This window comes from Rhodomicrobium vannielii ATCC 17100, assembly GCF_000166055.1.
Lineage (GTDB): Bacteria > Pseudomonadota > Alphaproteobacteria > Rhizobiales > Rhodomicrobiaceae > Rhodomicrobium > Rhodomicrobium vannielii.
In genome coordinates this window covers 194,285-216,570 of the sequence record NC_014664.1, presented here as the reverse complement: position 1 = coordinate 216,570, position 22,286 = coordinate 194,285, and the positions used below count along the sequence as shown (strand labels likewise).

Here is a 22,286-nt window from a genome sequence, read left to right as displayed (position 1 = left end):
TCGGCGTGATCCTGAGCGTTCGAGCCCCAACACATAAGGTGAAGCCGCGATGTGCGATGGGTGCGCTCTCGAAACGCTTGAACTTCGCGGCACACCGTTTCACATATCGTAAGCGGGCGGTTACGGCTGCGCCGCCGATCCCGCTTTGGAGCACACATGTTCGCGGCCCGGTTCAATCTTTTCACGCTTCTCGGCTTTCGCGTCGTCATCGACGTCACGTGGTTCTTCCTCGCCTTCTACCTCGTTGTGACGCTGGCATCGCGGTATTTTCCCGGCGTGGTGCCCCATCAGAACTCCTATATGTACGTGGTCATGGGCATCGCGGGGGCGGCAGGGCTTTTCCTCTCCATCGTCCTCCACGAAATGGCTCATGCCTACACAGCGCGCCGCTTCGACTTGCCGGTCGGCGATATCACGCTGTTCATCTTCGGCGGCGTTGCGGAAATCCGTCAGGAACCGCAAACGCCCCGCGCCGAGTTCTGGGTTGCGCTCATGGGGCCAGTGGCCAGCGTCGGTCTCGCGGCCTTGTTTTACGCCCTCATGGTTGAATCCGGGCCCGCTCATCCCGCCGCATCCGGCGTGTTCTCGTTCCTCGCGCTCGCGAATACGATGCTCGCGCTGTTCAACCTCGCGCCCGCCTTCCCGCTCGACGGCGGCCGCATCCTGAGATCGCTCATCTGGTGGCGCACCGGCAATCTGCGGCGCGCGACGCGTATCTCGGCGGCGGGCGGCTCGGTCTTCGGTGCCTTTCTGGTCGTGACCGGCCTCTTGCAGCTCGTAAACGGCAACATGATGGGCGGGACGTGGCTGCTTCTCATTGGCCTGTTCGTGGCGGCGGCGGCCTCGCAGGCCCGCGGCATTACCAATGCAGCGGAGAACCTGCGCGGCGTTCGCGTCGACGATCTCATGGAGCGCAACCCCGTAACGGTCGCCCCTGACCTCACCGTCGAGCGACTCGTCCGCGATACGATCTACCCGCAGAACCGGAAATTTGTCGTGGTTACGGAAGCGAGCCGCGCTTTCGGCTTCATCGGCCCCGAACAGATCCGCCGCGTGCCCGAGTCGCAGTGGTCGGAAACCTATGTCCGCGCCATCACCGAACCGTTCACCTTCGGCACCGTCGTTTCGCCGACCGCGACGGCCTTCGAGGCGCTGCGCAAACTTCAGGCAAACAGTTGCCGCCATCTCGCCGTGCTCGAAGGCACCACGCTGCTCGGCACGGTGTCCGAAACCGACTTTCTGAACTACGTCACGCTCAGGGAGGAACTGGCTCTACCCAAGAAGGTAGCCGCGCGGGAACCCGCAACCTCGGAGCGCTAAACGCGCCCCGAGCGCCCGTCTCAGGCAGCCAACATGCGATCGACCTCGCGCACGAGATCCTTCAGATGGATCGGCTTCGACAGGATGCGCGCCTTCTCGGGCGCTTCGTTGTAGTGTTGTAGGGCCACCGCCGCAAAGCCCGTAATGAACATGATCTTCATTTCGGGGTCGAGTTCGGCGCCGCGCTTGGCAAGCTCGATCCCGTCCATCTCGGGCATGACGATGTCCGTCAAAAGGAGCGTCACGCGCTTCTCCTTCAGCCCCTTGAGAGCGTCTGCCCCATTGTCGTAGGACACCACCTCATAGCCCGCGCGTTCCAGAGCCTTCGACAGGAAACGCCGCATCGAATCGTCATCTTCCGCCAGCAATATTGTAAACATGACACCTGAACTCGAAACAAAGACGCGTTCCGTTCGACCCTCACCTCAGCCGAACAGCTTTCAATCGAGGTTTATCTCATCTTGACACAAATGCGATCCTCAACCTTGCCTTAACCTTACCAGATCGCAAACGACTGCTATTCAACGCTTTTCCGCGCAGAAAAAGCGCGATGGCGGCCCAAGCGTAAACCATTCGGGGCTGTCCCCATTGGACTGAAAGCGAGTTTGCCCGGCGGGGAAGTCGTGCTTTGCCTGCGCCCCCAGCGATATGGCCTGCGCAAGCGCTATTTCTCAGCGATTGGTCGCAGGCCAGACCGTTGCTTTCGGGACACAAACCTCTCGCTTACGCTCTTTATGTGTGCGTGGTTGTATCGCAAACCTGCTCTGACCGCCGTGCGCACAGCGCCCATTTTTCGAGGCGTTGCATCCCGGGCGCGGTCGCCGGCCAATCGGCGCGAATGGTGCCTCCGTCGCTGGCAAACCTACGGGAATCGGCGCAGAATCTCAGTTCGCTTTCTCGGCTGCGCCAGCGCGACAGAAGACCGTTTTGCGGCACGCTCACGAAAGCTTTCCGGGAAAATTTATCCTGTTTTAACCGTGCGTTTACCTCATGTTTGCAGTTCACCTGCTAGAGAGAGACGCATGCTCGTATCCTCTTGCGGTCAGTGATTTTACTTCGACGTACGGTTCAAGACCTCAAGGGCGACGAGCGCGTTTCCATCGATATGGCGGGACAGGACAACGTGAAAAAAGGCCGCTTGGAAAACGGCGACCTCGATGTCGAGAACACCCGCGACAAGCGCGCGGCGTGGGACATCGCGCTTGACGGCGATTCCTCTGCCACGTTCCGCGGCGACAACGCGACGTCGCCCGCCGAAAGGTCTCCGAACCAGGAGCAAACCGCTCCATCCGCTCTGGACGACGGCGGAGACGCCGAAACGCAGCTTTACGCCTATCTCGAAAGGATGCGCGCGCCGCGGCCGAAGGGCTTTCCGCCGATGGATGAGTTGACGTCCCGCCTTGGCGAGTTTTCAATGCTCCCCCCCGCTGCAGCCGCACATTCTGAGCCGCACGCGCGCGCCGGTGCCGCCTCCGCGCCGCGCCAGACGGCGGAACTCGCGTGGTTCGAACAGAAATTCACGGAGCTGAAATCGGCCTTCGCCCGGCAGGAAGCCGACAAGAGCGAAATCGTCTCGATCAACGAGAAGCTGGCGGAAATCATCGCCCGCGTCGACCGGCTTGCCGACGCGATGCCCGGCGAGCAAACAATGGTCGCCGTCGAGACGAAGCTTCAGGATCTCTCACGGTCGCTCGACGCAACGCGCAAGCAGACCGCATCCGACGCCGAGCGCATCGCACGCGCCGCAAAGGAAATTCTCGCAGCAACCGGCCGCGCCGAAGTCGCTCGCCAAGGGTTCGAGGCGGCCGCGCGGCACACGGTCAAGGAACTTGGCCAGACGGTCGCCGTGGCCGCGTCGCGCGCCGCAGTCGTCACCGCCGAACACATCGCGGCAGCGCTTCATGAGACGGGCGACGTCGGCGGCATCGGTCGCGTGGAGAACGAGCTGCGCGCGCTCAACGCTCAGTCGCGCGAAACCGGCGATCGCACGGCCGCCGCGCTCGAACGCGTCCACGACACGCTCCGTATGTTCCTCGAACGCGATCAGCTGGGCGAGCGCATCCACGCCGGAATTACGGCGCCGGCTCAGCCAGCATCCGCGCCCACGCAAAAACGCCGGGCTGGCGTTCACATGCCCATTGCCTCCGGCGCGCCAGCTTACACGCGGCCCGACGCCGAGTTCGGGACCGAGCCGACGCAGAAGCCGCAACTCGGCTCCATCACAAGCCGCTCGGCTCCGCGGGCCGACGCGAACCTGTTGCGAGCGCTGGAAGAGGCGGATCGTCGGATGTTGGCGGGCGGATACCAAGCAGGCGCGGATGAAAATCCAAAGCAACCGCAACCCGCCTCCAAGGCTCCGCTGTTTTCCGAAGAAGACAAGACGTTGCCTCTGATCGGGCTTTCGATCGTCGCCATCGTGCTTCTGATCGCAAGCGCGGTCCTCTATTATCTCCACTCGCAGGCAAAGCGCCCCGCCGCGCAAATGCCGGTCACCGAGCAGACCGACATCGCGCTGGCCGCGACGCCGCCGGAAACGCAGCCGCTGCTCGCGCCGAAGACAAGTAACGCGAACGCGCAGCACCGGGCCGCCGCGTCGAAATCCGCAGGCACCACACACTTCCTTCCCTCGCTCCTCTCCGCCTCCGATCAGGATGGCGAGCCGCTGAAGAACGAAGACCTTCAGGAATTGACGAACGCGGCGAGCCGGGGAGATCGCGAAGCCCAGTTCCGCATCGCAAGCCGCTTCCTGAGGGAAGAAAACGGCCAGAGCGACCCCGCAACCGCGTCCCGCTGGCTCGCGCGCGCCGCCGAACAGGGCCACGCCGAGTCGCAATTCGTGTTGGCCTCGCTGTACGAGCGCGGCGCGGGCGTGCCGAAGAATGAAGATCAGGCCGTGGGCCTCTATCGCCGCGCCGCCGCCGCAGGCCATGTTCGCGCCATGCACAACCTCGCGGTGCTGCTTACGGCACACGAAACGCCCGACGATTACAAGCAGGCTGCGGCCCTGTTCACCGCCGCCGCGCAAGCCGGTGTGACCGACAGCCAGTTCAATCTCGCGCTGCTTTACGAGCGCGGCCTCGGTCTCGCAAAGGATTATCAGAAGGCGTTCTTCTGGTACGAAGTTGCCTCGCGCGAGGGCGACAAGGATGCGATCCGCGCGGCAGAACGCGTCAAGCATTTGCTGACGGCGGTGGAGATGCAGGCCGCGCAGGAGAAGGCGGGAACGTGGCAGCCCTTGGTGCAGCAATCGCCGCGCGTCGCAAACGGCGCCGGTCGCGGCTGAGGTCCGGGTTCGACGCGCTCATGACCCCTGTCTCGGGTTCCGGCTTTTCGCGTGACGGCCCTCGCCCTCTCGTCTAAAACCGCCAGAACTTCCAGCCGCCTCGTGCCGGTTCCGATCTCTCATGCAGGTCTATCTGCCCATCGCCGAAATGCCGGTTAATGTGCTGCTCATGCTGGGGCTCGGCGGCGCTGTCGGCTTTTTGTCGGGTATGTTCGGCGTGGGCGGCGGCTTCCTCATGACGCCGCTTCTGATCTTCGCGGGCATACCGAGCGCGGTTGCGGTCGCGACGGGGGCGAACCCGCTCATCGCGTCCTCGATAACAGGCACCATCGCGCAGGCGCGCCGCAAGAACCTCGACACGAAGCTCGGCCTCTATCTGCTCGGCGGCGGCGCGGTGGGGGCGTTTTGGGGTGTGCTCATCATCCGCTATCTGCGCCAGATCGGGCAGGTGGACCTGTTCGTTTCGCTGCTCTATGTGGTGTTCATGGGGGCGGTCGGCTCGATCATGCTGGTGGAGAGCCTGCGCGCGCTGCGCAAGGTGAGGCGCGGGCAGCCAGCCGCAAAGCGCACGGGACGGCATGGCTGGATGCACGGCTTGCCATTCAAGACGCGCTTTCCGGCATCGAAACTCTATATCAGCGCCATCCCGCCGGTGGTGGCCGGCGTGCTCGTGGGCGTAATGTCGGGCGTGATGGGCGTCGGCGGCGGCTTCATCCTCGTGCCGATCCTCATCTATCTGCTGCATGTCCCGACGAATGTCGCGGTCGGCACCTCGCTGTTCCAGATCATCTTCGTAAGCGCCATCACGACGGTGTTTCAGGCAGCGATGAACCAGACGGTCGATATTGCGCTCGCACTCCTGCTGATGCTGGGCGGCGCATTCGGCGCACAAATTGGAGCGGCGGCGGGGCAGAAGCTTCGCGCGGAGGAACTGCGGCTGCTGCTCGCGCTGCTCGTGCTGGCGGTTGGCCTGAGACTAGGCGTCGACCTCGTCCTGCCGGGCGAAATTTTCAGCGTCAGGAGCGCCGGGTTCTGACATGTTTTCCGGAGTCGCCGCCATCGCCCGAAAGCAGACACCGGCCATTGTTGCGGCCGCACTCGCGCTGATCGCGTTCAGCGGCAGCGCTTCAGCGTCGGCAAACATCATCGAGGCGGGCGCCGCTCAGAACCAGTTCTACATCGAGCCCAGCTATGACGGCACGAGCATCGTGCTGTTCGGTGCGGTGGACCGCGACCGCCTTAAGGGTGAGCCGTTCGACATTGCGGTGACGCTTCGCGGCCCGGTCCAGCCCGTCGTCGTCTGGAAGAAGGATCGCCGCGCCGGATTGTGGGTGAACTCGCAGCGCCTGATCTTCGACGGCGTGCCGAATTATTTCGCCGTCCTTTCCACCCGCCCGCTCGACGATATCGCGCCGCTCGCCGAACGCGACAAATACGAACTCGGCATCGACGTGTTGAGCCTGCCGATCCGCGACGAGCAGAAGAACGCGCCGTCGAAGCTAGACCGGTCGGAGTTCGAGGCGGCGCTCGTGCGGCAGAAGAAAGCGGCGCGGCTGTTCTTGGAAGAAGCGCGCGCGATCGACTTCTTCGGCGTGAGCCTGTTCCGCACCAAAACCTTCCTGCCAGCCGCGGCCGGGCCAGGGCTTTATGTGGCGCATTTCTATGTGCTGCAGGGCGGCAAGGTCATCGGCGACGCGACCGCGCGCATACGGCTGCGCAAGATCGGCATCGAGGCGCGGCTTTCGTCCACAGCCTCTGAACATCCGTGGCTTTACGGGGTCATCGCGGTGGCGCTCGCTGCGGTCGTGGGCGGCGCAACGTCGTTTCTGACGCGGCGGACATGAAAAATCCCGGAAGCGCTGGCGCTCCCGGGATGGCATGCCCCCATGCATTCCAAAATTTCAGGCCGCGCGATCTTCCATGAGCTGCGGCGACGCCACCGGATTCACGCGCTCGTGCGCGATGAACCAGACGTAAAGGCCGCCCTGCCCGAGCAGCGGATCGAAAGCGGTATTCAGCACGTTGTTACCAGCGGAGTAATCGCCGAGCGACGGCAGCACCATGCGCATGCCGTTCGAGACGAAGCACCGTCCGCGCACCAGATGGCCGTATTGCGAGACCTGCGCCACAGGATGCAGGCCGCCCGCGATCTCGTTCGCGATGGGCGCGCGCACCGGCTCGCCGCGAAACTTGACGCCGCCCAGCACGAGTTGCGGCACGAGCGTGCCGCCGACGTCGGGCGTTTCGGTGAGGTCGTTCGTCACCCAATACCAGTCGCGGCCCTCCATCATGTCCTGAAGCCAGTCGCGCTGATGATGGGCGAGCGCGCAGGACGAGTGAACCGCGAAGCTGTTGCCGAGCGCCACGACGCGAAGCGGGTCGTAGCGGTCGATCGCGTCTTCGAGCTTTTCGAAGGCGGATGTCTGATCGTAGGGCGGGAGAACGACGTCTTCGCCCTCAAGATACGAACACTGGGACAATTTGAGGTCTGCGACGATGAGCGTATTTTCCGCAGGCCAGTAAAGGGCACCAGACGGGTCGGCGACGAAAGATTTGCCGCCGAGAAGAATTCGCGAAGCGCCTGAATCGTGAAGTAACGCGGTTGCGTCGCGCGCAAGCGTTGCAGCAAGCATTCCTTTTAGCCCTCAGCAGGCCGGCGATAAACTCAAGCCGGAAACCCACACGCGCCGTCCGGAAATACGCCACACAACGGACATGCATTGACTGTGAAACAAGGTGGAAGATGACTGATTCGTGAGCGTTATGTTACAAAAAAATTACTTCGCTTCACTTTCGGTCAATCGTGGCGAAATCTTGACCTATGTTGCCTCTTTGCCACGATGCTGCCATCAAGTCGACGGAGGCGCTCAAGCCGCCTTCGTGCTCTGCGCGGTGCGCATGAAATAGGGCAGCAACCGGAACCGCGCATAGGGCAGATAATGCTGGTTCTGGATCAGCCCCTCGAACTGCGTGAGGCGTTCCAGCACGCCATGGAGATGCGCCGCTTCGGGGCCGGAGTTTGCTCCGCACAGCGCACGCACCACCGCCTTCTTGTGATCCGGCTGCTGGTTTTTCAGATAGATCTTGGTGTCGAGCGCACCGGACAAATCGGGCGGCAGATCGCCCGGATATTGCGTGCCGATAGCGATGCCTGCGCCGAACGCCCTGCCCTCGCGCGCGAGGCTTTCGAGATGCGACGAGTTCGCGACGCGCCACGCCTCGTCCACCACCAGAAGCCGCGTCAGCTTCCTCGGCTGCACGCGGCGCAGAAGCACGCCATGCAGGCGGATAATGATGAGTTCGGCGAGCGCGGCCTTGATCTCGTCGGTCGGCAGCGCGAACAGCGACAGCACCAGCCGCTCGTCGAGCATCGCCTCGAACGGCACCGGCAGTTCGTCCGACTTCGGGAACAGCCCCAGTTCGAACAGCGGCGCGATGCGGTCGAGAAGGCTGATCGCCTGCGGGTTCTTCGCCTCCTTCTGTTCTTCGAGGATCGCCACAACGTCGTCGAAGCTCGGCGGGCGGATAGACTCGGCCTCGACCCAGCGCTGCGGATTGATGCCGCGCCGCTCGAAAGCTTCCTTCATCGCGTCGCGCAGGACGGCCGTTTGCCGGTCGCCCAGGCCGAAGACGCGCTTCAGCACGCCCGTGATGGTGAAGATGTGCTCGATGGGCTGCGCCAACCCGTCATCGCTGGGCGACGGCATGAGCGGGTTAAACGGGATGCCGAAGCGGCGCACGTCGTGCACCTTCAGCCCGATGGCCTGCACGAAGCTGCGTTCGGAGTAGTCGTTCTTGAAGTCGAAGATGCAGATCGGGTAGCCGAGGCTCGCCACGCCGTCGATCAGCACGTTCAGCGTCTGCGTCTTGCCGGAGCCCGGATCGCCCGTGACGAGGATGCCAAAGTTCAGAAGCTTCGCCTCGGTCTCGAACGGCGCCCAGTGGATCGGGCCGCCATCCTCATGCGCGCCGAGCATGACGGCGGGCGCGGAAGGCTGACGGCGGCGCGGCACGGGCGGAGGCGGCGGAGGCGCAGCTTCCTTCGGCGCAGCCTTTTCCTTCTCGGCGGCGGACTCGTCCTCATCTTCGGCGGGCGCGCCCACATAGGGAAACTGCACAATGTCCCAAAGCGAAATCGCCTTCGTCAGCGGGCGTGACTCCCGCTGCCAGTCCTCGAAGCCCGGCAGATCCTTGCACATGCGGAAGAAGTGGCGCGCGGAATCGAGGCGCTCCCAGCACAGCATTTCGAACTGAGGCACCACAATGCCCTGCATGTCGTCGGCTTCTCGCAAAAGCGGCGCGATGAAACGGCCGGTCTTCGGCAGGCGTCCGCCGCGCGGTCGCACGATGACCGGACGCGCGCCGTTGACGCTGCGCAGAAAATTGCGGATTTCCTCGGCCAGCGGCGCGCCGCGTCCCTCGTTGCACAGCGCGATCTCGCGGCGCTCCACGCTCTGCCCGTCCTTCTGGAAATCGGCCTCGATAACGACGGTGCCAGTCCGCCCGCGAACGCTGCGCCGCGTCTTGATGGCATTGACACCCTCGATCTCGGGCGCGCAGGCCTGCACGGCCCATTCGAGGATTTCCGCCTGCTGAAGGCCGTTGCCGACCGATGGCTGAACCACGCGCGAGGTGAGTTCCCCGTGCCACTTGTCGTCGAAATTGATCGCGGGCGCGGCGGGTGCGAGCACGACCGGCGTTTCCAGGATAGGCGAGGGCGGCGGCGGCATGTCGTCGATATCGGGAACGCGCCCGATCTGGAGATAGACGCGGCGGAATTGCTGGATGAGTTCGAAGACGTAGCGCGGCGTTTGCGCGCCGAGTTCATCGATCATCCAAGCCGGGAACGGATAGAGCGGCTCGGCCGGATCGATCTTCGCGCCCGTGCGGGCAAAAAGCTCGCTGAGCCGACGGCGGAGCATCGACTCGGCCTGACGGCGGCCGAGCGGCTTCAGGCGCACGGGCATCGCGCCGAAACGCTCCAGCCGGTCGCGGATCGAGCCATCGATGCCGTCCGCGATGGTGTCGTAAAGCGCAGGCAGCACGGCATAGGCGACGGCGAGCGGCGGCAGCGTCTCGGCCAGGAGAGCGCCCCGGCTGAAGAGATGGCGCAGACGCTGCTCCCACCCGGCCACGCGGCTCTGTTCGAGCTGGTCGAATGCAAGGAACAGCGTGCCGCCCGTGGCGCCGATGACATTCACGAGCGCATCGATGTGGCCGCGCGGAACGTAGTCCTCGACGCCTTGCATGAGGCGCACGCCGCCGACGCTGACATTCAACGGCTGACCGCGCAGATAGGCGAAGGACTCGTCGTCGCCCGCAGCCGCGCCGAGCAGCGCCGTCACGAAGGCTTCGGACGGAACCGGCAGATGCGACTCGCGCTGAAGCGCGGCGCGGATCGAAACGATGAGCGGGCGCAGGTCGAAATCGCGGATGTCGCCGTGTTCGTCGAGCACCTCGCGGCAGAATTGGGTCACGAGCGCCGGGTCGCCGCGCTGAAGGAGCGACGCGGCAAGGCGCGTCAGCGGCGACGGCGCGCCCGCATCCACGAGATAGCGCTCCGACAGGCGCGAGACGATGGCGCGGAGCAGCCACGCGTCCAGATCCTTCTCCGAGACGAGATCCACCATCGGGAACAGCGCCGCGTAGACCCCGCCCTTCTGGTGCATGCGGCGGATGGCGGTGAGAAGCGTATGCGTCTTGCCGGTGCCGGTCGCGCCCTTGATGAGCATCACGCGCGAGGCCGGGTCCGGGTTCTGCGCGCGCGCCTGCGCGACAATGGACGAGAGGCCGGTGTCCGCATCGGTCTCGATTTCAGCCACGTCCAGCCGCTCTTCGTCCGCCGCTCCGGCGAGCGAAGCTACAGCGCTGAAAACGCGGTCGAATTCGGGGCTTTCGAAAGCCTTGAGGCGGAGGTCCATGATTGTCGCGTTACATCCATTGATTGACGATGAAGTGGCGTTCGTCGCGTCCAAGACGCAGGCGGGAGCGTTCCTTCAGGCTTGGGTCAAGGGGGCCGGCGATGTCGTAGCGTTCGAGGTCGAGGAGTCCCTCGCGCGCGGCCTCGGCGAGATGTTGCTTGAATTCGTCGAGCGTGCCAAGCGCGAGACCGGCGGCGAGCCCGGCGTCGTAAACCTGTGCGATGGCAACGCGGCCGGTATAAGGCCGGGTTTCAAGGTGCAGGGCGAGCTTCCTGACCGAGTCGGCGAATCCGTCCAAGCGAAATGCCCCCTTCGTCTCGGCCGCCCCATTGTCTCCCGCTTTCAGCGCGCCTCGGATAAGCGTTGCGCTGAGTTCGGCGAGCGTCCCCGCCGGGCCTTTGAAGGCGCACGACAGGAGGGCGGCATCGGCTTCGAGCACTGTACCCGAGTCGAGGCCGGCGAAGGCGAGATAGATGCGGCGGCTCATCGGATCGAAGGAAAAGGACCGCTGAGGCCGCAGGAGGTGGATCGTGAAACGGTCGCCCAGCGCGAGGAGAATCTGGCGCAGAAGCTCACAACGAACCTCGCCGCGCGATGGCGACACGGTGCGCATTTCGAGGCCGTAGAGTGTACGAAGGGCCACAGCGCCAAGGTCGGCGCGCGCGCGGAGGCCCTTTGCAGCTTCGGCGGCGCCGAGCGCCTTGAGCGCGAGAGCGCGTCTCGTTTCCGGCCAGGTCGCTGATGTGGGCTGGGCAGCGCGCAACACGCCGCTGTCTTCGGCGACGAGCCGCGCCTCGATGGCATCAATCAGTGCGGGTTCGGCGAGGGAAAATTCGGCCAGCGCATCGAGCGCCTCAGCCTGCGGGCAGCCATCGCGGCGCGAAGCGACATAGCCCGCCACAACTTCGACCGGCAAGATCGGTCGGAGGCATCTCGGATTCGCCTGCGGCGGCAGTCGCGCGTCATTTCCCTTTATCGTCATAACGTGCGGCCCGCGTCGTTTGCGAAATCGTCCTCCGATACTCAACCCTTTGTTCAGATTAACTGATTCGTAACGATTAGGGAAGCCCGCACATGCTCTCGGCGGCGTTTGCGCACGCTCTTTTGTCTTACGCCGGGAACGGTCGGGCGAGACGGCTCACGCCATGCTCGGTTTTCTCCCAATGGAACGGCGCGTGGAAAAGCTGCCACAGGGCGCGATAGGCCGCCGCCGACACGAACAGCCAGTAGACAGGTATGAACATGACATGCAGCATGAGATGTCTGTGCCGCGTGCCTGCAACGGCGAACGCCGAGAGCGCGATGTTCGCCGCATAGCCGCCGACGAAGTTCACTGCGGCGATCCAGAGCAGCAGGTTTTCCATCGCACCTTCCCCGGCAAACAGCCTTCCCTGAAGCACCTCGTAAAGCATCAGGATGTAAAACACGGGATGCGCCAGCGCCGAAACGATGATCCCCGCGAAATAGGCATGGAACGAGAGAAACCCCGCGACACCAAGCTCGGACATCGCTTCGCGCGGCCGACGCATGTGCACGCCGAAGGTCTGCATCCAGCCCTTGAGCCAGCGCGTGCGCTGCTTGAGCCACGGCATCGGACGGCAGCAGGCCTCCTCCCACGTGGTGGATTCGAGCGTGCCCGTGCGATAGCCCGCCCGCGCGAGCCGCATGCCGAGATCCGCATCCTCGGTCACGTTGTACGGATCCCACGCGCCGATCTCGCGAAGCGCAGCCGCGCGGAAGTGGTTCGACGTGCCGCCGAGCGGCAGCGGCAGGCGGAAGCGCGCGAGCAGCGGCAGAAGTCCCCGGAAAAGGGTCGCATATTCGATGGTGAACTGGCGCGACAGCCAGTTTTCCCGCGCGTTGTAATAGTCGAGGCGCGCCTGCAGGCAGACAAGATCGGCGGGCGCTTGCGCGAAGACGGTCGCCGCCTTGCGAAGCTGGTCCGGCTCGGGGCGGTCCTCCGCATCATAAATCACGACAAATTCGCCGGACGCGAAATGCAGCGCGTAGTTCAGGGCCTTCGGCTTCGTGCGCGGCTCGCGGTCGGGAACGACGACGAGATCGACATTGCCAGGAAAGGCCAGCTTCTGGGCGGCTTCGATGGTGTCGCGGTCCGACGCTTCGAGCACAATCTTGATGTCGAGCTTGGCGGCGGGGTAGTCGATGCTCGCGAGGGCATGCGCCAGATGCGGCAGGATCGCCGTTTCCCGGTAGAGCGGCACGAGCACCGTGTAACGGGGGAGTTCGGCATCGCCGAGAAGGCGCGCCTCCTTGGCCTTCGGGCGCGGCAGGGCGATGTTGACCGCGGCGGCGGCCCTGAGCGCGATGGTGAGCAGGAAGAAGATCGACAGCATCGCCGAGGCGAGCGTCAGCGTTTCGGCGGGCGCGAACGCGACTGCGCCGAGCACAAGCCCCACCGCCACCGTCGCGAAATAGAGCTGCCACGCGGCGAGGCCCGCCTTCGCGCTCCAGTCTGGCCGCGCCATGAGAAGCCCGCGTACGGCCGTTTCGACCATGGCGCTGCCATGCGAGCGCGTGACCGCATCGATCAAGCCCTGACGCGTCATCAGCATGACGCGCTCGCGCTTCGCCCCAAGGCGCTGGGCGAGAGCCGCAAGCGCGGTCGGCGAGTACGTCTCACCGTTGACGGCGATCATTCGGCCTGCCCTGGCCGAAAGGCGAACGGGGGTATCGAAAAGCCGCCATGCCTCGTCGGGCGCTTCGGGCAAACGCGTCGCTTCACCGGCTGCGGGCTCCGAGAGGTCCAGCGAGCGGGAAAGCCGCGCCGTCAGATCGGAAGCCCTGATCGCGCCTTGCGCCACAGCCGCCTGCACAAGGCTGACGCGGGCGCGGGCGGCGTCGTTTTCAAGTCTGCGGATTTGGTCGGGGGAAGCGCCGAGGTCGACGAGAAAATCGCGCTCGATGTCGATGACGGCGGCATCGGAATTCGTCCGGGTGCCGCTGCTGCCGCTTGCATGCCCAATTTCGGAAGGGGTATGCTTCCACTCGTACGGGACGAAGGCGTGTGGCGCGAGGTCCATTTTTTCACTTTACGCAAAACTCATACTACTGAATGAAGAAGAACTGTCTCGCCATCGCCCTGTCCACGAACCGAAGGTTGCGGCCGATGATTACTTCCAGACTGTTGCCGTCGCGTCGGGCTTTCGGCCTTCTCGCGGTGTTTTTTTGCGTCGTTTTTGCGGTGACGGTGCTGGCTGCCGAGGGCAATCCCGAAGCGACCGACAAGGCCGATAACGCGCAGAAGCTGCGCGATATCCAGGTCGGCCCGAAGCCCGACTGGTCGTGGCTGCCGCAGCTCCGCGTGCTGACGGAGGCCGACTATCCGCCGTTCAACTATTATGACGAGGAAGGCCGCCTCATCGGCTTCAACATCGACCTCGCCCGCGCCATCTGCCGCGAGCTTTCCATCGACTGCGACATATCGGCCGCCGAATGGTCGACGCTGGTACCATCGCTCAAGGCGAACGAAGCGGACGCCGTGATCGCGTCCATGGCCATCAATGGCAAGACGATCGCCGATGTGGATTTCACCAACCGCTATTACATGACGCCCGCGCGCTTCGTCGGCAGAACCGGCGCCCTGTTCCGCGAAGTTTCGGTCGAGGCGCTCAAGGGCGAGAAGGTCGCGGTCGTCAGGGGCTCCGCGCATGAGGCGTTCCTGCGAGACTTCTTCGACGGCGCGAAGATCATGTCCTTCGACACCGCCGCCGACGCGCGGGGCGCGCTGAAAGCGGGCGATGTGGACTTGCTCTTCGGCGACGGCATTTCGCTCATGTTCTGGATTCAAGGCACGGACGCGAACCGCTGCTGCGAGTTCAAGGGCGGCGGCTACACCGAGGCGCGCTATTTCGGCGACGGCATCGGCATCGCGGTGAAGAAGGGCAACACGCGCCTTCGCGAGGTGCTGGATTATGCGCTCGCCCGCGTCAAGGCATCCGGCCGCTATGAAGAATTGATGCTGCGCTATTTCCCGCTGCCGCTTTATTGAGCTTGATCCGCAAAAGTGGACGCCGGTTTTGCGATAAGATCATGCTCATAGAAACTCAGATATTCTAGCAAAAGCGATGACGCTTTAGCGCGGAGCCGCCGACGCTCTCTTGAGTTCTGTGTTTGAACTGCACCAATCCAACTCACTTTTGAAAGCGGGAGGACAGCATGGAACTCGACGGAAAAATCGCCATCGTCACCGGGGCTGCGGGCGGCATCGGCTTGGCAATCGCGAAACGCTACGTGGACGCGGGGGCGCGCGTCGCCATCGCGGATGTGCGGCTCGACGCGGCGGAGCAGGCGGCGCGCTCGCTCGGCGGGCCGGACAAGGCGATTGCGCTCGAAATGGACGTGACGAGCGAGGACGCCGTGAATGCGGGCGTCGCCAAGACGGTCGAGACCTTCGGCACGGTCGACATCCTCGTGTCGAACGCGGGCGTGCAGATCGTGCATCCGGTGGAGGATTTCCCCTACGCCGACTGGAAAAAGATGCTCGCGATCCACCTCGACGGCGCGTTCCTCACCTCGAAGGCGTGCCTGCCGCACATGTACAAGCAGAATTCCGGCACGATCATTTTCATGGGCTCGGTGCACTCGAAGGCGCCGTCAGCGCTGAAATCGGCCTATGTCACGGCGAAGCACGGACTTCAGGGGCTGGCGCGCGTGATTGCGATGGAAGGCGCGGGCCATGGCGTGCGCACCAACGTCATCTGTCCGGGCTTCGTGAAGACGCCGCTCGTCGAAAAGCAGATCCCCGAGCAGGCCGCGCGCCTCAACATCTCCGAGAAGGAGGTCGTCGAGCGCATCATGCTCGGCCAGACGGTGGACAAGGAATTCACCACCATGGAGGACGTGGCCGAGGTGGCGCTGTTCTTCGCGGCCTTCCCGACCAACGCGCTAACCGGCCAGTCGCTCGTCGTCAGCCACGGCTGGTTCATGAATTGAGCGGCCGCGGCGGCGCGTGCCGCCGCATCTCCCGCTACTGCCGTTCGTTCAGCGTGGCCTTGCCAGCGTTCGCCTTGACATGGGCAACGATGGCCTCGGTCGGCCAGCACGTCAGAGGCATCCCCGCCCGCTTCTGATACGCGCCCACGGCCGCGCGCGTGCGTCCGCCCGCCTTGCCGTCCACAGTGTCCGCGTAGAGGCCGAGGCCCGTCAGCCGCTTCTGCAGAAATTCCACATCGGAAGTGTGAACCTGCCGGATCCGCTCCCACGCCTTTGCAAACGGCCCCTGCCCCCGAATGCGGTCGGCGAGGTGAGCGACATACAGCGCATAGAGGTCGCTCTTGTTGTATTCGCGGATCACCTGAAAATTCTGCGTAGTGAGAAAGGCAGGCCCGTAAATGCCCGCGGGCTGGAGCAGCGACACCTCAACCCCGCGCAGCGCGTCGGGGAAACGCTCGCCCTTGAGCGGGCGCACGCCGAGGCGCTCCCATTCCGCGACGGGCTTCCTCACGTCGAGATAGCCGAGGCTGCAATCGACGCCGTCCGGCGCGCGCACCTCAAAGCCCCACGGCTCCTTCGCGTTCCAGCCGATGGCGTGCAGGTTGCGCGCCAGCGCCGTCAGCGCGTCCGGCACCTTGGTCCAGATGTCGAGCTTCCGTCCGTCCGGTTCGACCGCGTATTTCAGATAATCGGTCGGCATGAACTGCACGAGGCCGAACGCCCCTGCCCACGATGTCTTGAAATTCTCCGGCGTAACCGCGCCGATCTGCACCATCTTCAGCGCGTCGATGAATTGCTTCTGGAACAGCTCCGCGCGCCGCCCGATGTAAGCCTGCGTGGCGAGCACGCGAAGGCCGCTATAGCCGTCGTGCTGCGTACCGAACGCCGTCTCGCGGCCCCACAGGCCGAGCATGATATACGGATCGACGGCGTAGCGGCTTTTCAGGTCGGCCAGCGTCTTCTCGTGGCGCGCGGCAAGGTCGCGGCCTTTGACGAGCAGGTTCGCCATCTGTTTCTCGGAAACATACTGCTCGGGCGTGCGCACGAACTCAGGCTGCTCGCCCTGCGACTTGCGATTGCCGATGTCGAGATCGGGGAGGCTGAAATCCGCCGTCAACGGGCGCGTGGTGCGGTCGTAGACCTCGGGCTTCACGCCCGCGTCGATCGCCGACTGCCGGAACGACGCGATCCATGCGCGAAAACCGTCCTGTGTCGCTTCGGCGGCGCGCACCGGGAGCGCGACCGATACGGCTAAAAGGACGCAGAGCAATCCGCCGCAAAACGCGAAGAGAGAGGATATTTTGTGCGGTCTCCGATGTATCATCTTTTGTACCTCGTGGAACATGCGGCGAAACCGAGCTTTCCGCTCTGGTCGCCGACCCGTCTCGTCGGGGTTGATCGGGATCGCGCATCCCAACGGGGGCGCGGCGGGCGGATCATTCTGCCATCCCGGAAGTTGGGCCATCATAGGAGGGACAATCTCAGCGGGTAAATTTTGTCTTTTTATGGTCAACGCCGATTTCTGGAAGGTTTACCTTGTCAGTAGCCCACATCAACAAGATCGCGACCGCAGTCCCGCCCCATCAGGTTCACAAGGCTTTCATCGAATTTCAGCGGCAGATACTGACGGATCCACGCAAGCGCTCGATTTTTGACCGACTTGTACAAATGGGGCAGATCGAAAAGCGCTTTTCGTGCGTGGTGCCCTCCGAAGATCACCTTGGCGCGTCGATCAACGGCGAGGTTTTCTACGCTCCCGGCAATTTCCCGAGCACCGGGCAGCGCATGCGTCAATACGAGATCGAAGCGCCCATCCTTGCCGAGCGCGCGGTGGCGCAGCTCGAACTCGGCGCGGCAAAGGACGAGATCACCCATCTCATCGTGACATCCTGCACCGGCTTTTCCGCGCCCGGCGTCGACCTCGAACTCGTCAGCCGTCTAGGCCTCAACCCTGGCGTTGAGCGCACCATCGTCGGGTTCATGGGCTGCTATGCGGCCATCAACGCGCTGAAACTCGCGCACCACATCGTGCGCTCGGAACCATCCGCGAAGGTGCTTGTCGTCAGCATCGAGCTATGCACGCTGCATTTCCAGGAGACGCAGGAGCTTGAGGAGATGATGCCTTTTCTCCTGTTCGCGGACGGCGCGGCGGCGGCGCTCATCAGCGGCGAACAGAAGGGCCTGTCGATGGAGCGCTTCTACGCGACGGTGATGCCGGAAGCGGCGGATCAGATGGCGTGGCACATCCGCGATTTCGGTTTCGACATGGTGCTCTCGACGCGCATCCCGGCATCCGTCGGCGAGGCGATCAACCGCGCCGCCGAGGCGATCCTCAACGGCTGGACGACGAAGGACATCGAGCTTTGGGCCGTGCATCCCGGCGGCCGCGCCATTCTCGACGCGGTAGAAGGCGCGTTCCGCCTGCCGATCGACGCGCTGGCGGCATCGCGACAAACCCTGAAAGACTTCGGCAACATGTCATCCGCCACAGTGCTGTTCGTGCTGAAGTCCGTGCTTGAGAACGCGCGCTCGGGCGCCAAAGGATGCGCGATGTCGTTCGGACCGGGGCTGACGGCGGAGACGATGCTGTTCAAGGCGGTGTAGATTCGATGCCCGATTTCTCGAAGCGGGACACGACGCCGGAAATGATGGACCATGAGGAGGTGCCGTACGAGGAACATCGAGCGGTCCTCCGGCAACTGACGCGCGCCAATGAGTTGTCTCTTGCCTATCGCCCGACGCTTGCCTTTTTCCGGCGGCTCAAGCGGGATGGCCGCTGGCCGAAAGACCGACCGCTCGTCGTGGTAGACGCCGCCAGCGGTTATGGCGACATGTCGCGAAAAGTTGATCGCTGGGCGCAAGAAAACGGCGTCGAGGCCCGCTTCATCGGGGTAGACATGAACCCGAGGGCTGCGCGGTCTGCCGCCGAAGCCACGCCGCCGGGCCGGCCGATCACATGGCTCACGGCAAATTTGTTCGACTTTCGCGCCGATTTCGATGTCGATATCGTCATGTCTTCGTTGTTCACCCATCATCTGCCGGGACCGGAACTCGTGCGTTTCATTCGCTGGATGGAGGATACGGCGCGCATCGGCTGGATCATCAACGATCTGGAGCGCCATCCGCTGCCCTATTATTTTCTCAAGGCTGCGTTCTTCGCGACGCGGCAGCATCGCTTCATGCGCCATGACGGCCCCGTTTCGGTTGCAAGCGCCTTCAAGCGCGAGGACTGGCAAAGGCTGCTCGCCGAAGCGGGGCTCGCGCCCGGCGCGGCGAGCATCGAGGCATGGACGCCGTTCAGGCTCTGCGTGACGCGGGTCAAGGGCGCGGCGGCATGAATTACGATGCTGCGGTGATCGGAGGGGGCCCGGCCGGTGCTGCCCTTGCCACTCATCTTGCGCGGGCGGGGCGCAGCGTCGTCGTGTTCGAGAAGGAGGCCGTCGCCCACGACAAGGTTTGCGGCGAATTCCTGAGTCACGAGGGCGTCGGTTATTTGGAGTCGCTGGGCCTTCCGGTGGACGAACTGGGGGCGCTGACACTCAGCCACGTGCGTCTTGCGGGGACGGGCGAACCGGTGACGGCGCCGCTGCCCTTCGAGGCGCGAAGCCTATCCCGGCGCGTGCTCGACGAGGCGCTGCTGCGGCTCGCGTCAAGCGCGGGCGCGGAAATCCGGCGCGGGGTGCGTGTCAAAAGCGTGACCGGCACGATGAACGGCTTCGCCTTTCTGCCAGAACGCGGCAGCGAGGTGTTCGCAAACGCCGCGTTCCTCGCCAGCGGCAAGCACGACATCAAGGATTTCAAGCGCGAGCGCGGCGCGCACCCGGAGTGCCTCGCCTTCAAGACGTACTGGCGGCTTCAGCCCGAGGAAGCGGCCGCGCTATCCGCCCATATCGAGCTGATCCTGTTTCGCGGTGGTTATGCGGGCCTTCAGCCGGTCGAGGGTGGCCGCGCCAATTTGTGTCTCATCGTGCGCAAGGACGTCTACGCGGACCGCTACGGCTCATGGGAGGCGGTGCTCGACGCGCTTCGGCACGAGGCGCCGCACGCGGGACGCAGGCTTTCCGGCGCGGAGTGCCTCACCGAGAGGCCGCTCGCCATCGCGGGGCTGCCCTATGGCTTCCTCGCCCGGTCGAACGGCTGGCTCTGGCGCATCGGCGATCAGGCGGCCGTTATTCCGTCGTTTTCGGGCGACGGCATGTCGATTGCGTTGCACACGGCACATCGCGCGGCGGGCATCTACCTTTCCGGCGAAGGCGCGGATGTGTTCCAGGCGGCGCTTGCCCGCGATCTGTCCGCGCAGATTCGCCGCGCCACGGCTTTGTCGCGCCTGCTCGTCAGCCCGATGGGACAGAAGCTCGCGATGAACGCCGCCTACATGCTTCCGCGGATGCTGTCGTTCGGCGCGGACTGGACGCGTATTCCGCCGCGCGCACTGGACCGAGCCGCCTTGTAGTTCCTCGCGGCGATAGCCCGGCGGCGCAGAGCGGGCGAGCGCATTATTAAGTCTGTTCAAAACGAAGCGGCATCGGCGGCCGCCATAGTCTTTCGCTGTATTGCGTTTTATAGATGATGGATCGTATCGACGAAACCGATCCGTTCAAGGGTGTCGCGATGATTCCGACCTTCGAAACGCCCCGCCTCATACTTCGTCCGACCAGGCTGGAAGATGCCGACGCAACGCAGGCACTCTTTCCGCATTGGGAAATCGTGCGTTTTCTGAGCGATCGCGTGCCGTGGCCCTATCCAGATGACGGGGCGCTCTCCTATTATCGAGACTTCGTGCTCCCGGCCATGGAAGCTGGCAAGCTGTGGGGCTGGACGATCTGGCTCAAGGGCGGCCCCGATCACCACATCGGCAGCATCGAATTGCGGGATCTGAACGGTGACAATCGCGGCTTCTGGCTTGGGCTTCCGTGGCATGGACGGGGCATCATGACCGAAGCCTGCGAGCCGGTGACAGACTACTGGTTCAACACGCTCGGCCGCGAAACGCTGAGGGTCGCGAAGGCCCCGGATAACACGGCTTCCCGCCGCGTCACCGAAAAGCAGGGCGCGCGCCTCATCGCCATCGAACAACGCAGCTATGTAGGCGGAGTCTGCGCGTCCGAAATCTGGGAACTCACGCGCGAGGACTGGAACGCCTTTCGCGCGGCGACCCGAAGCGTGTAGGAGAAAGGCGCTTAGTCGCGGCGGGATCGGCCTCGCGGTTGACCGGATATCGAGCCTCGTTCCAGCCACCTCGTGGCACGTCTCGCCCGGCAAAGCTCAAGCCACGAATTCGGCGGCGATACCCCCCGCAAAAGGCTCGCTCGCATGCCCTCGCTCGCGTTTTGTGCATTGCGCCATAAGCCCACCTTATCGCAATTATTTTGCGTTTATTGACGTGTTTATTAATTGCGAAGAAAAATGATTGCTTTTATCCGGGATTGGCGGTTGAATCTGCCAAACGGAGGATAATCGATGACTGAAACAACACCCGGCTTTGCCACCCTTTCCATCCATGCTGGCGCGCAACCCGATCCCGCTACCGGCGCGCGCATTACCCCGATCTACCAGACCGCGTCTTATGTGTTCGACAACGCCGAACATGCCGCCGCGCTGTTCGGTTTGCAGGCGTTCGGCAACATCTACACACGCATCAACAACCCGACGCAGTCCGTGCTCGAAGCGCGCGTCGCAGCCCTCGAAGGCGGCACGGCAGCGCTCGCAGTCGCTTCGGGCCACGCCGCGCAGTTTCTGATTTTCCACGTGCTGCTTGAGCCGGGCGACGAGTTCATCGCCTCGCGCCAGCTTTATGGCGGTTCCATCAACCAGTTCAACCACTCCTTCAAGAAATTCGGCTGGAACGTGGTCTGGGCCGACGGCAACGACCCGGCGAGCTTTGAAGCCGCCGTCACGCCGAAGACGAAGGCCATTTTCATCGAATCCATCGCGAATCCCGGCGGCATCGTCCTCGATGTGCCCGCAATCGCGGCAGTGGCCAAGAAAGCCGGCGTGCCGCTCATCGTGGACAACACGCTCGCGACGCCCTACCTGTTCCGTCCGAAGGAGCATGGCGCGGACATCGTGGTGCATTCGCTCACGAAATTCCTCGGCGGTCAGGGTAACTCGATCGGCGGCGCCATCATCGACAGCGGCACATTCGATTGGCTGAAGAGCGGGCGCTATCCGGCGATCTCGCAGCCGAATCCGTCCTATCACGGCCTGAATATCGGCGAGACCTTCGGCAATTTCGCCTTCGCCATCGCGGCGCGCGTGCTCAGCCTCCGCGACCTCGGCCCCGCCATTTCGCCTTTCAACGCCTTCCTGATCCTGAACGGGCTCGAAACGCTGCCGCTTCGCATCGAGCGTCACGTGCAAAATGCGGTGAAGGTCGCCGAGTGGCTCGAAAAGCATCCGAAGGTCGCGTGGGTCAACTATGCGGGCCTGCCGGGCAACCGCTATCACGAGCTGGCCCAGCGCCTCACGCCCAAGGGTGCGGGTGCCGTGTTCACCTTCGGTCTGAAGGGCGGCTATGAGGCTGGCGTCAATCTCATCTCGAACGTGAAGCTGTTCTCGCTTCTCGCCAATATCGGCGACGTGCGCAGCCTCATCATTCACCCGGCTTCCACAACCCATGCGCAGCTCACGCCGGAGCAGCGCGAGTCGGCGGGCGCTGGCGACGACACAGTGCGTCTCTCCGTCGGCATCGAGGATGCGGCGGACATCATCGCCGACCTCGAACAGGCGCTTGCCTCTCAGTAAGCGTCGGGCGAAAGATCATCGCAAGGCCGGGGTTGGAGCCCCGGCCTTTTTACGTGCGCGCCAGC

17 protein-coding genes are annotated in these 22,286 nt (G+C 64.0%); 11 read left to right on the top strand and 6 right to left on the bottom strand.

Annotation, left to right across the window (positions count from 1 at the left end; genetic code table 11):
- Nucleotides 1-156: 156 nt before the first annotated feature.
- Nucleotides 157-1,320, top strand: coding sequence for a site-2 protease family protein (locus RVAN_RS00890; RefSeq protein ID WP_013417875.1), 1,164 nt, complete (start codon nt 157-159; stop codon nt 1,318-1,320).
- Between the two features lie 20 nt (nt 1,321-1,340).
- Here RVAN_RS00890 and cpdR read toward each other — a convergent pair whose 3' ends face one another.
- The gene (gene cpdR / locus RVAN_RS00885; RefSeq protein WP_013417874.1) at nt 1,341-1,700 is read right to left on the bottom strand and encodes a cell cycle two-component system response regulator CpdR; all 360 of its coding nucleotides are present in this window, start codon (nt 1,698-1,700) and stop codon (nt 1,341-1,343) included.
- A gap of 665 nt (nt 1,701-2,365) precedes the next feature.
- On the opposite strand from cpdR, the gene RVAN_RS00880 reads away from it, so the two are divergent.
- The 3 genes from RVAN_RS00880 to RVAN_RS00870 all read left to right on the top strand — a co-directional run bounded on the left by RVAN_RS00880 (nt 2,366) and on the right by RVAN_RS00870 (nt 6,447).
- Nucleotides 2,366-4,603, top strand: a complete 2,238-nt coding sequence (locus tag RVAN_RS00880) for a tetratricopeptide repeat protein (protein ID WP_041787155.1) — start codon at nt 2,366-2,368, stop codon at nt 4,601-4,603.
- 121 nt (nt 4,604-4,724) lie between these two features.
- On the top strand, nt 4,725-5,639 hold the full coding sequence (locus RVAN_RS00875) for a sulfite exporter TauE/SafE family protein (RefSeq protein ID WP_013417872.1): 915 nt from the start codon (nt 4,725-4,727) through the stop codon (nt 5,637-5,639).
- A gap of 1 nt (nt 5,640) precedes the next feature.
- A complete protein-coding gene (locus RVAN_RS00870; RefSeq protein WP_013417871.1) occupies nt 5,641-6,447 on the top strand; it encodes a TIGR02186 family protein in 807 nt (268 codons plus the stop codon).
- A 57-nt stretch (nt 6,448-6,504) separates the two neighbouring features.
- On the opposite strand, the gene RVAN_RS00865 is transcribed toward RVAN_RS00870, so the two are convergent.
- The 4 genes from RVAN_RS00865 to RVAN_RS00850 form a co-directional block, all read right to left on the bottom strand.
- Nucleotides 6,505-7,236: a metallophosphoesterase gene (locus tag RVAN_RS00865; protein WP_013417870.1), complete on the bottom strand. Its 732-nt coding sequence runs from the start codon at nt 7,234-7,236 to the stop codon at nt 6,505-6,507.
- 234 nt (nt 7,237-7,470) lie between these two features.
- Entirely contained in the window at nt 7,471-10,524 is a 3,054-nt protein-coding gene (locus RVAN_RS00860; RefSeq protein WP_013417869.1) for a hypothetical protein, read from the bottom strand.
- A gap of 10 nt (nt 10,525-10,534) precedes the next feature.
- Entirely contained in the window at nt 10,535-11,506 is a 972-nt protein-coding gene (locus RVAN_RS00855) for a hypothetical protein (protein WP_013417868.1), read from the bottom strand.
- A 127-nt stretch (nt 11,507-11,633) separates the two neighbouring features.
- Complete coding sequence (locus tag RVAN_RS00850; RefSeq protein WP_013417867.1) at nt 11,634-13,565, bottom strand: glycosyltransferase; 1,932 nt, start codon at nt 13,563-13,565, stop codon at nt 11,634-11,636.
- A gap of 86 nt (nt 13,566-13,651) precedes the next feature.
- Between RVAN_RS00850 and RVAN_RS00845 the strand changes: the two genes are divergently transcribed.
- Together RVAN_RS00845 and RVAN_RS00840 are read left to right on the top strand one after the other, a co-directional pair.
- Nucleotides 13,652-14,533: a transporter substrate-binding domain-containing protein gene (locus RVAN_RS00845; protein ID WP_013417866.1), complete on the top strand. Its 882-nt coding sequence runs from the start codon at nt 13,652-13,654 to the stop codon at nt 14,531-14,533.
- Between the two features lie 167 nt (nt 14,534-14,700).
- A complete protein-coding gene (locus RVAN_RS00840; protein WP_013417865.1) occupies nt 14,701-15,477 on the top strand; it encodes a 3-hydroxybutyrate dehydrogenase in 777 nt (258 codons plus the stop codon).
- A gap of 34 nt (nt 15,478-15,511) precedes the next feature.
- Here RVAN_RS00840 and RVAN_RS00835 read toward each other — a convergent pair whose 3' ends face one another.
- A complete protein-coding gene (locus RVAN_RS00835) occupies nt 15,512-16,801 on the bottom strand; it encodes a lytic murein transglycosylase (RefSeq protein WP_013417864.1) in 1,290 nt (429 codons plus the stop codon).
- A gap of 212 nt (nt 16,802-17,013) precedes the next feature.
- Between RVAN_RS00835 and RVAN_RS00830 the strand changes: the two genes are divergently transcribed.
- From RVAN_RS00830 to RVAN_RS00810, 5 genes are all read left to right on the top strand, one after another.
- Entirely contained in the window at nt 17,014-18,081 is a 1,068-nt protein-coding gene (locus tag RVAN_RS00830; protein WP_013417863.1) for a type III polyketide synthase, read from the top strand.
- A gap of 5 nt (nt 18,082-18,086) precedes the next feature.
- Nucleotides 18,087-18,815: a methyltransferase domain-containing protein gene (locus RVAN_RS00825; protein ID WP_013417862.1), complete on the top strand. Its 729-nt coding sequence runs from the start codon at nt 18,087-18,089 to the stop codon at nt 18,813-18,815.
- A complete protein-coding gene (locus tag RVAN_RS00820) occupies nt 18,764-19,930 on the top strand; it encodes an NAD(P)/FAD-dependent oxidoreductase (protein WP_013417861.1) in 1,167 nt (388 codons plus the stop codon). Before RVAN_RS00825 ends, RVAN_RS00820 begins: the two co-directional genes overlap by 52 nt.
- A gap of 113 nt (nt 19,931-20,043) precedes the next feature.
- Nucleotides 20,044-20,646 carry a GNAT family N-acetyltransferase gene (locus RVAN_RS00815; protein WP_013417860.1) on the top strand — a complete coding sequence of 201 codons (603 nt, stop codon included), beginning with the start codon at nt 20,044-20,046 and terminating at the stop codon, nt 20,644-20,646.
- Between the two features lie 291 nt (nt 20,647-20,937).
- Nucleotides 20,938-22,221 carry an O-acetylhomoserine aminocarboxypropyltransferase gene (locus RVAN_RS00810; RefSeq protein WP_013417859.1) on the top strand — a complete coding sequence of 428 codons (1,284 nt, stop codon included), beginning with the start codon at nt 20,938-20,940 and terminating at the stop codon, nt 22,219-22,221.
- Nucleotides 22,222-22,286 lie beyond the last annotated feature (65 nt).

What these genes read in the sequence shown, in the direction of transcription:
- RVAN_RS00890 (WP_013417875.1), top strand. Translation starts at nt 157, where the DNA reads ATGTTCGCGGCCCGGTTCAATCTTTTCACGCTTCTCGGCTTTCGCGTC.
- cpdR (WP_013417874.1), bottom strand. Translation starts at nt 1,700, where the DNA reads ATGTTTACAATATTGCTGGCGGAAGATGACGATTCGATGCGGCGTTTC.
- RVAN_RS00875 (WP_013417872.1), top strand. Translation starts at nt 4,725, where the DNA reads ATGCAGGTCTATCTGCCCATCGCCGAAATGCCGGTTAATGTGCTGCTC.
- RVAN_RS00870 (WP_013417871.1), top strand. Translation starts at nt 5,641, where the DNA reads ATGTTTTCCGGAGTCGCCGCCATCGCCCGAAAGCAGACACCGGCCATT.
- RVAN_RS00865 (WP_013417870.1), bottom strand. Translation starts at nt 7,236, where the DNA reads ATGCTTGCTGCAACGCTTGCGCGCGACGCAACCGCGTTACTTCACGAT.
- RVAN_RS00860 (WP_013417869.1), bottom strand. Translation starts at nt 10,524, where the DNA reads ATGGACCTCCGCCTCAAGGCTTTCGAAAGCCCCGAATTCGACCGCGTT.
- RVAN_RS00855 (WP_013417868.1), bottom strand. Translation starts at nt 11,506, where the DNA reads ATGACGATAAAGGGAAATGACGCGCGACTGCCGCCGCAGGCGAATCCG.
- RVAN_RS00850 (WP_013417867.1), bottom strand. Translation starts at nt 13,565, where the DNA reads ATGGACCTCGCGCCACACGCCTTCGTCCCGTACGAGTGGAAGCATACC.
- RVAN_RS00845 (WP_013417866.1), top strand. Translation starts at nt 13,652, where the DNA reads ATGATTACTTCCAGACTGTTGCCGTCGCGTCGGGCTTTCGGCCTTCTC.
- RVAN_RS00840 (WP_013417865.1), top strand. Translation starts at nt 14,701, where the DNA reads ATGGAACTCGACGGAAAAATCGCCATCGTCACCGGGGCTGCGGGCGGC.
- RVAN_RS00835 (WP_013417864.1), bottom strand. Translation starts at nt 16,801, where the DNA reads ATGATACATCGGAGACCGCACAAAATATCCTCTCTCTTCGCGTTTTGC.
- RVAN_RS00825 (WP_013417862.1), top strand. Translation starts at nt 18,087, where the DNA reads ATGCCCGATTTCTCGAAGCGGGACACGACGCCGGAAATGATGGACCAT.
- RVAN_RS00820 (WP_013417861.1), top strand. Translation starts at nt 18,764, where the DNA reads ATGGACGCCGTTCAGGCTCTGCGTGACGCGGGTCAAGGGCGCGGCGGC.
- RVAN_RS00815 (WP_013417860.1), top strand. Translation starts at nt 20,044, where the DNA reads ATGATGGATCGTATCGACGAAACCGATCCGTTCAAGGGTGTCGCGATG.
- RVAN_RS00810 (WP_013417859.1), top strand. Translation starts at nt 20,938, where the DNA reads ATGACTGAAACAACACCCGGCTTTGCCACCCTTTCCATCCATGCTGGC.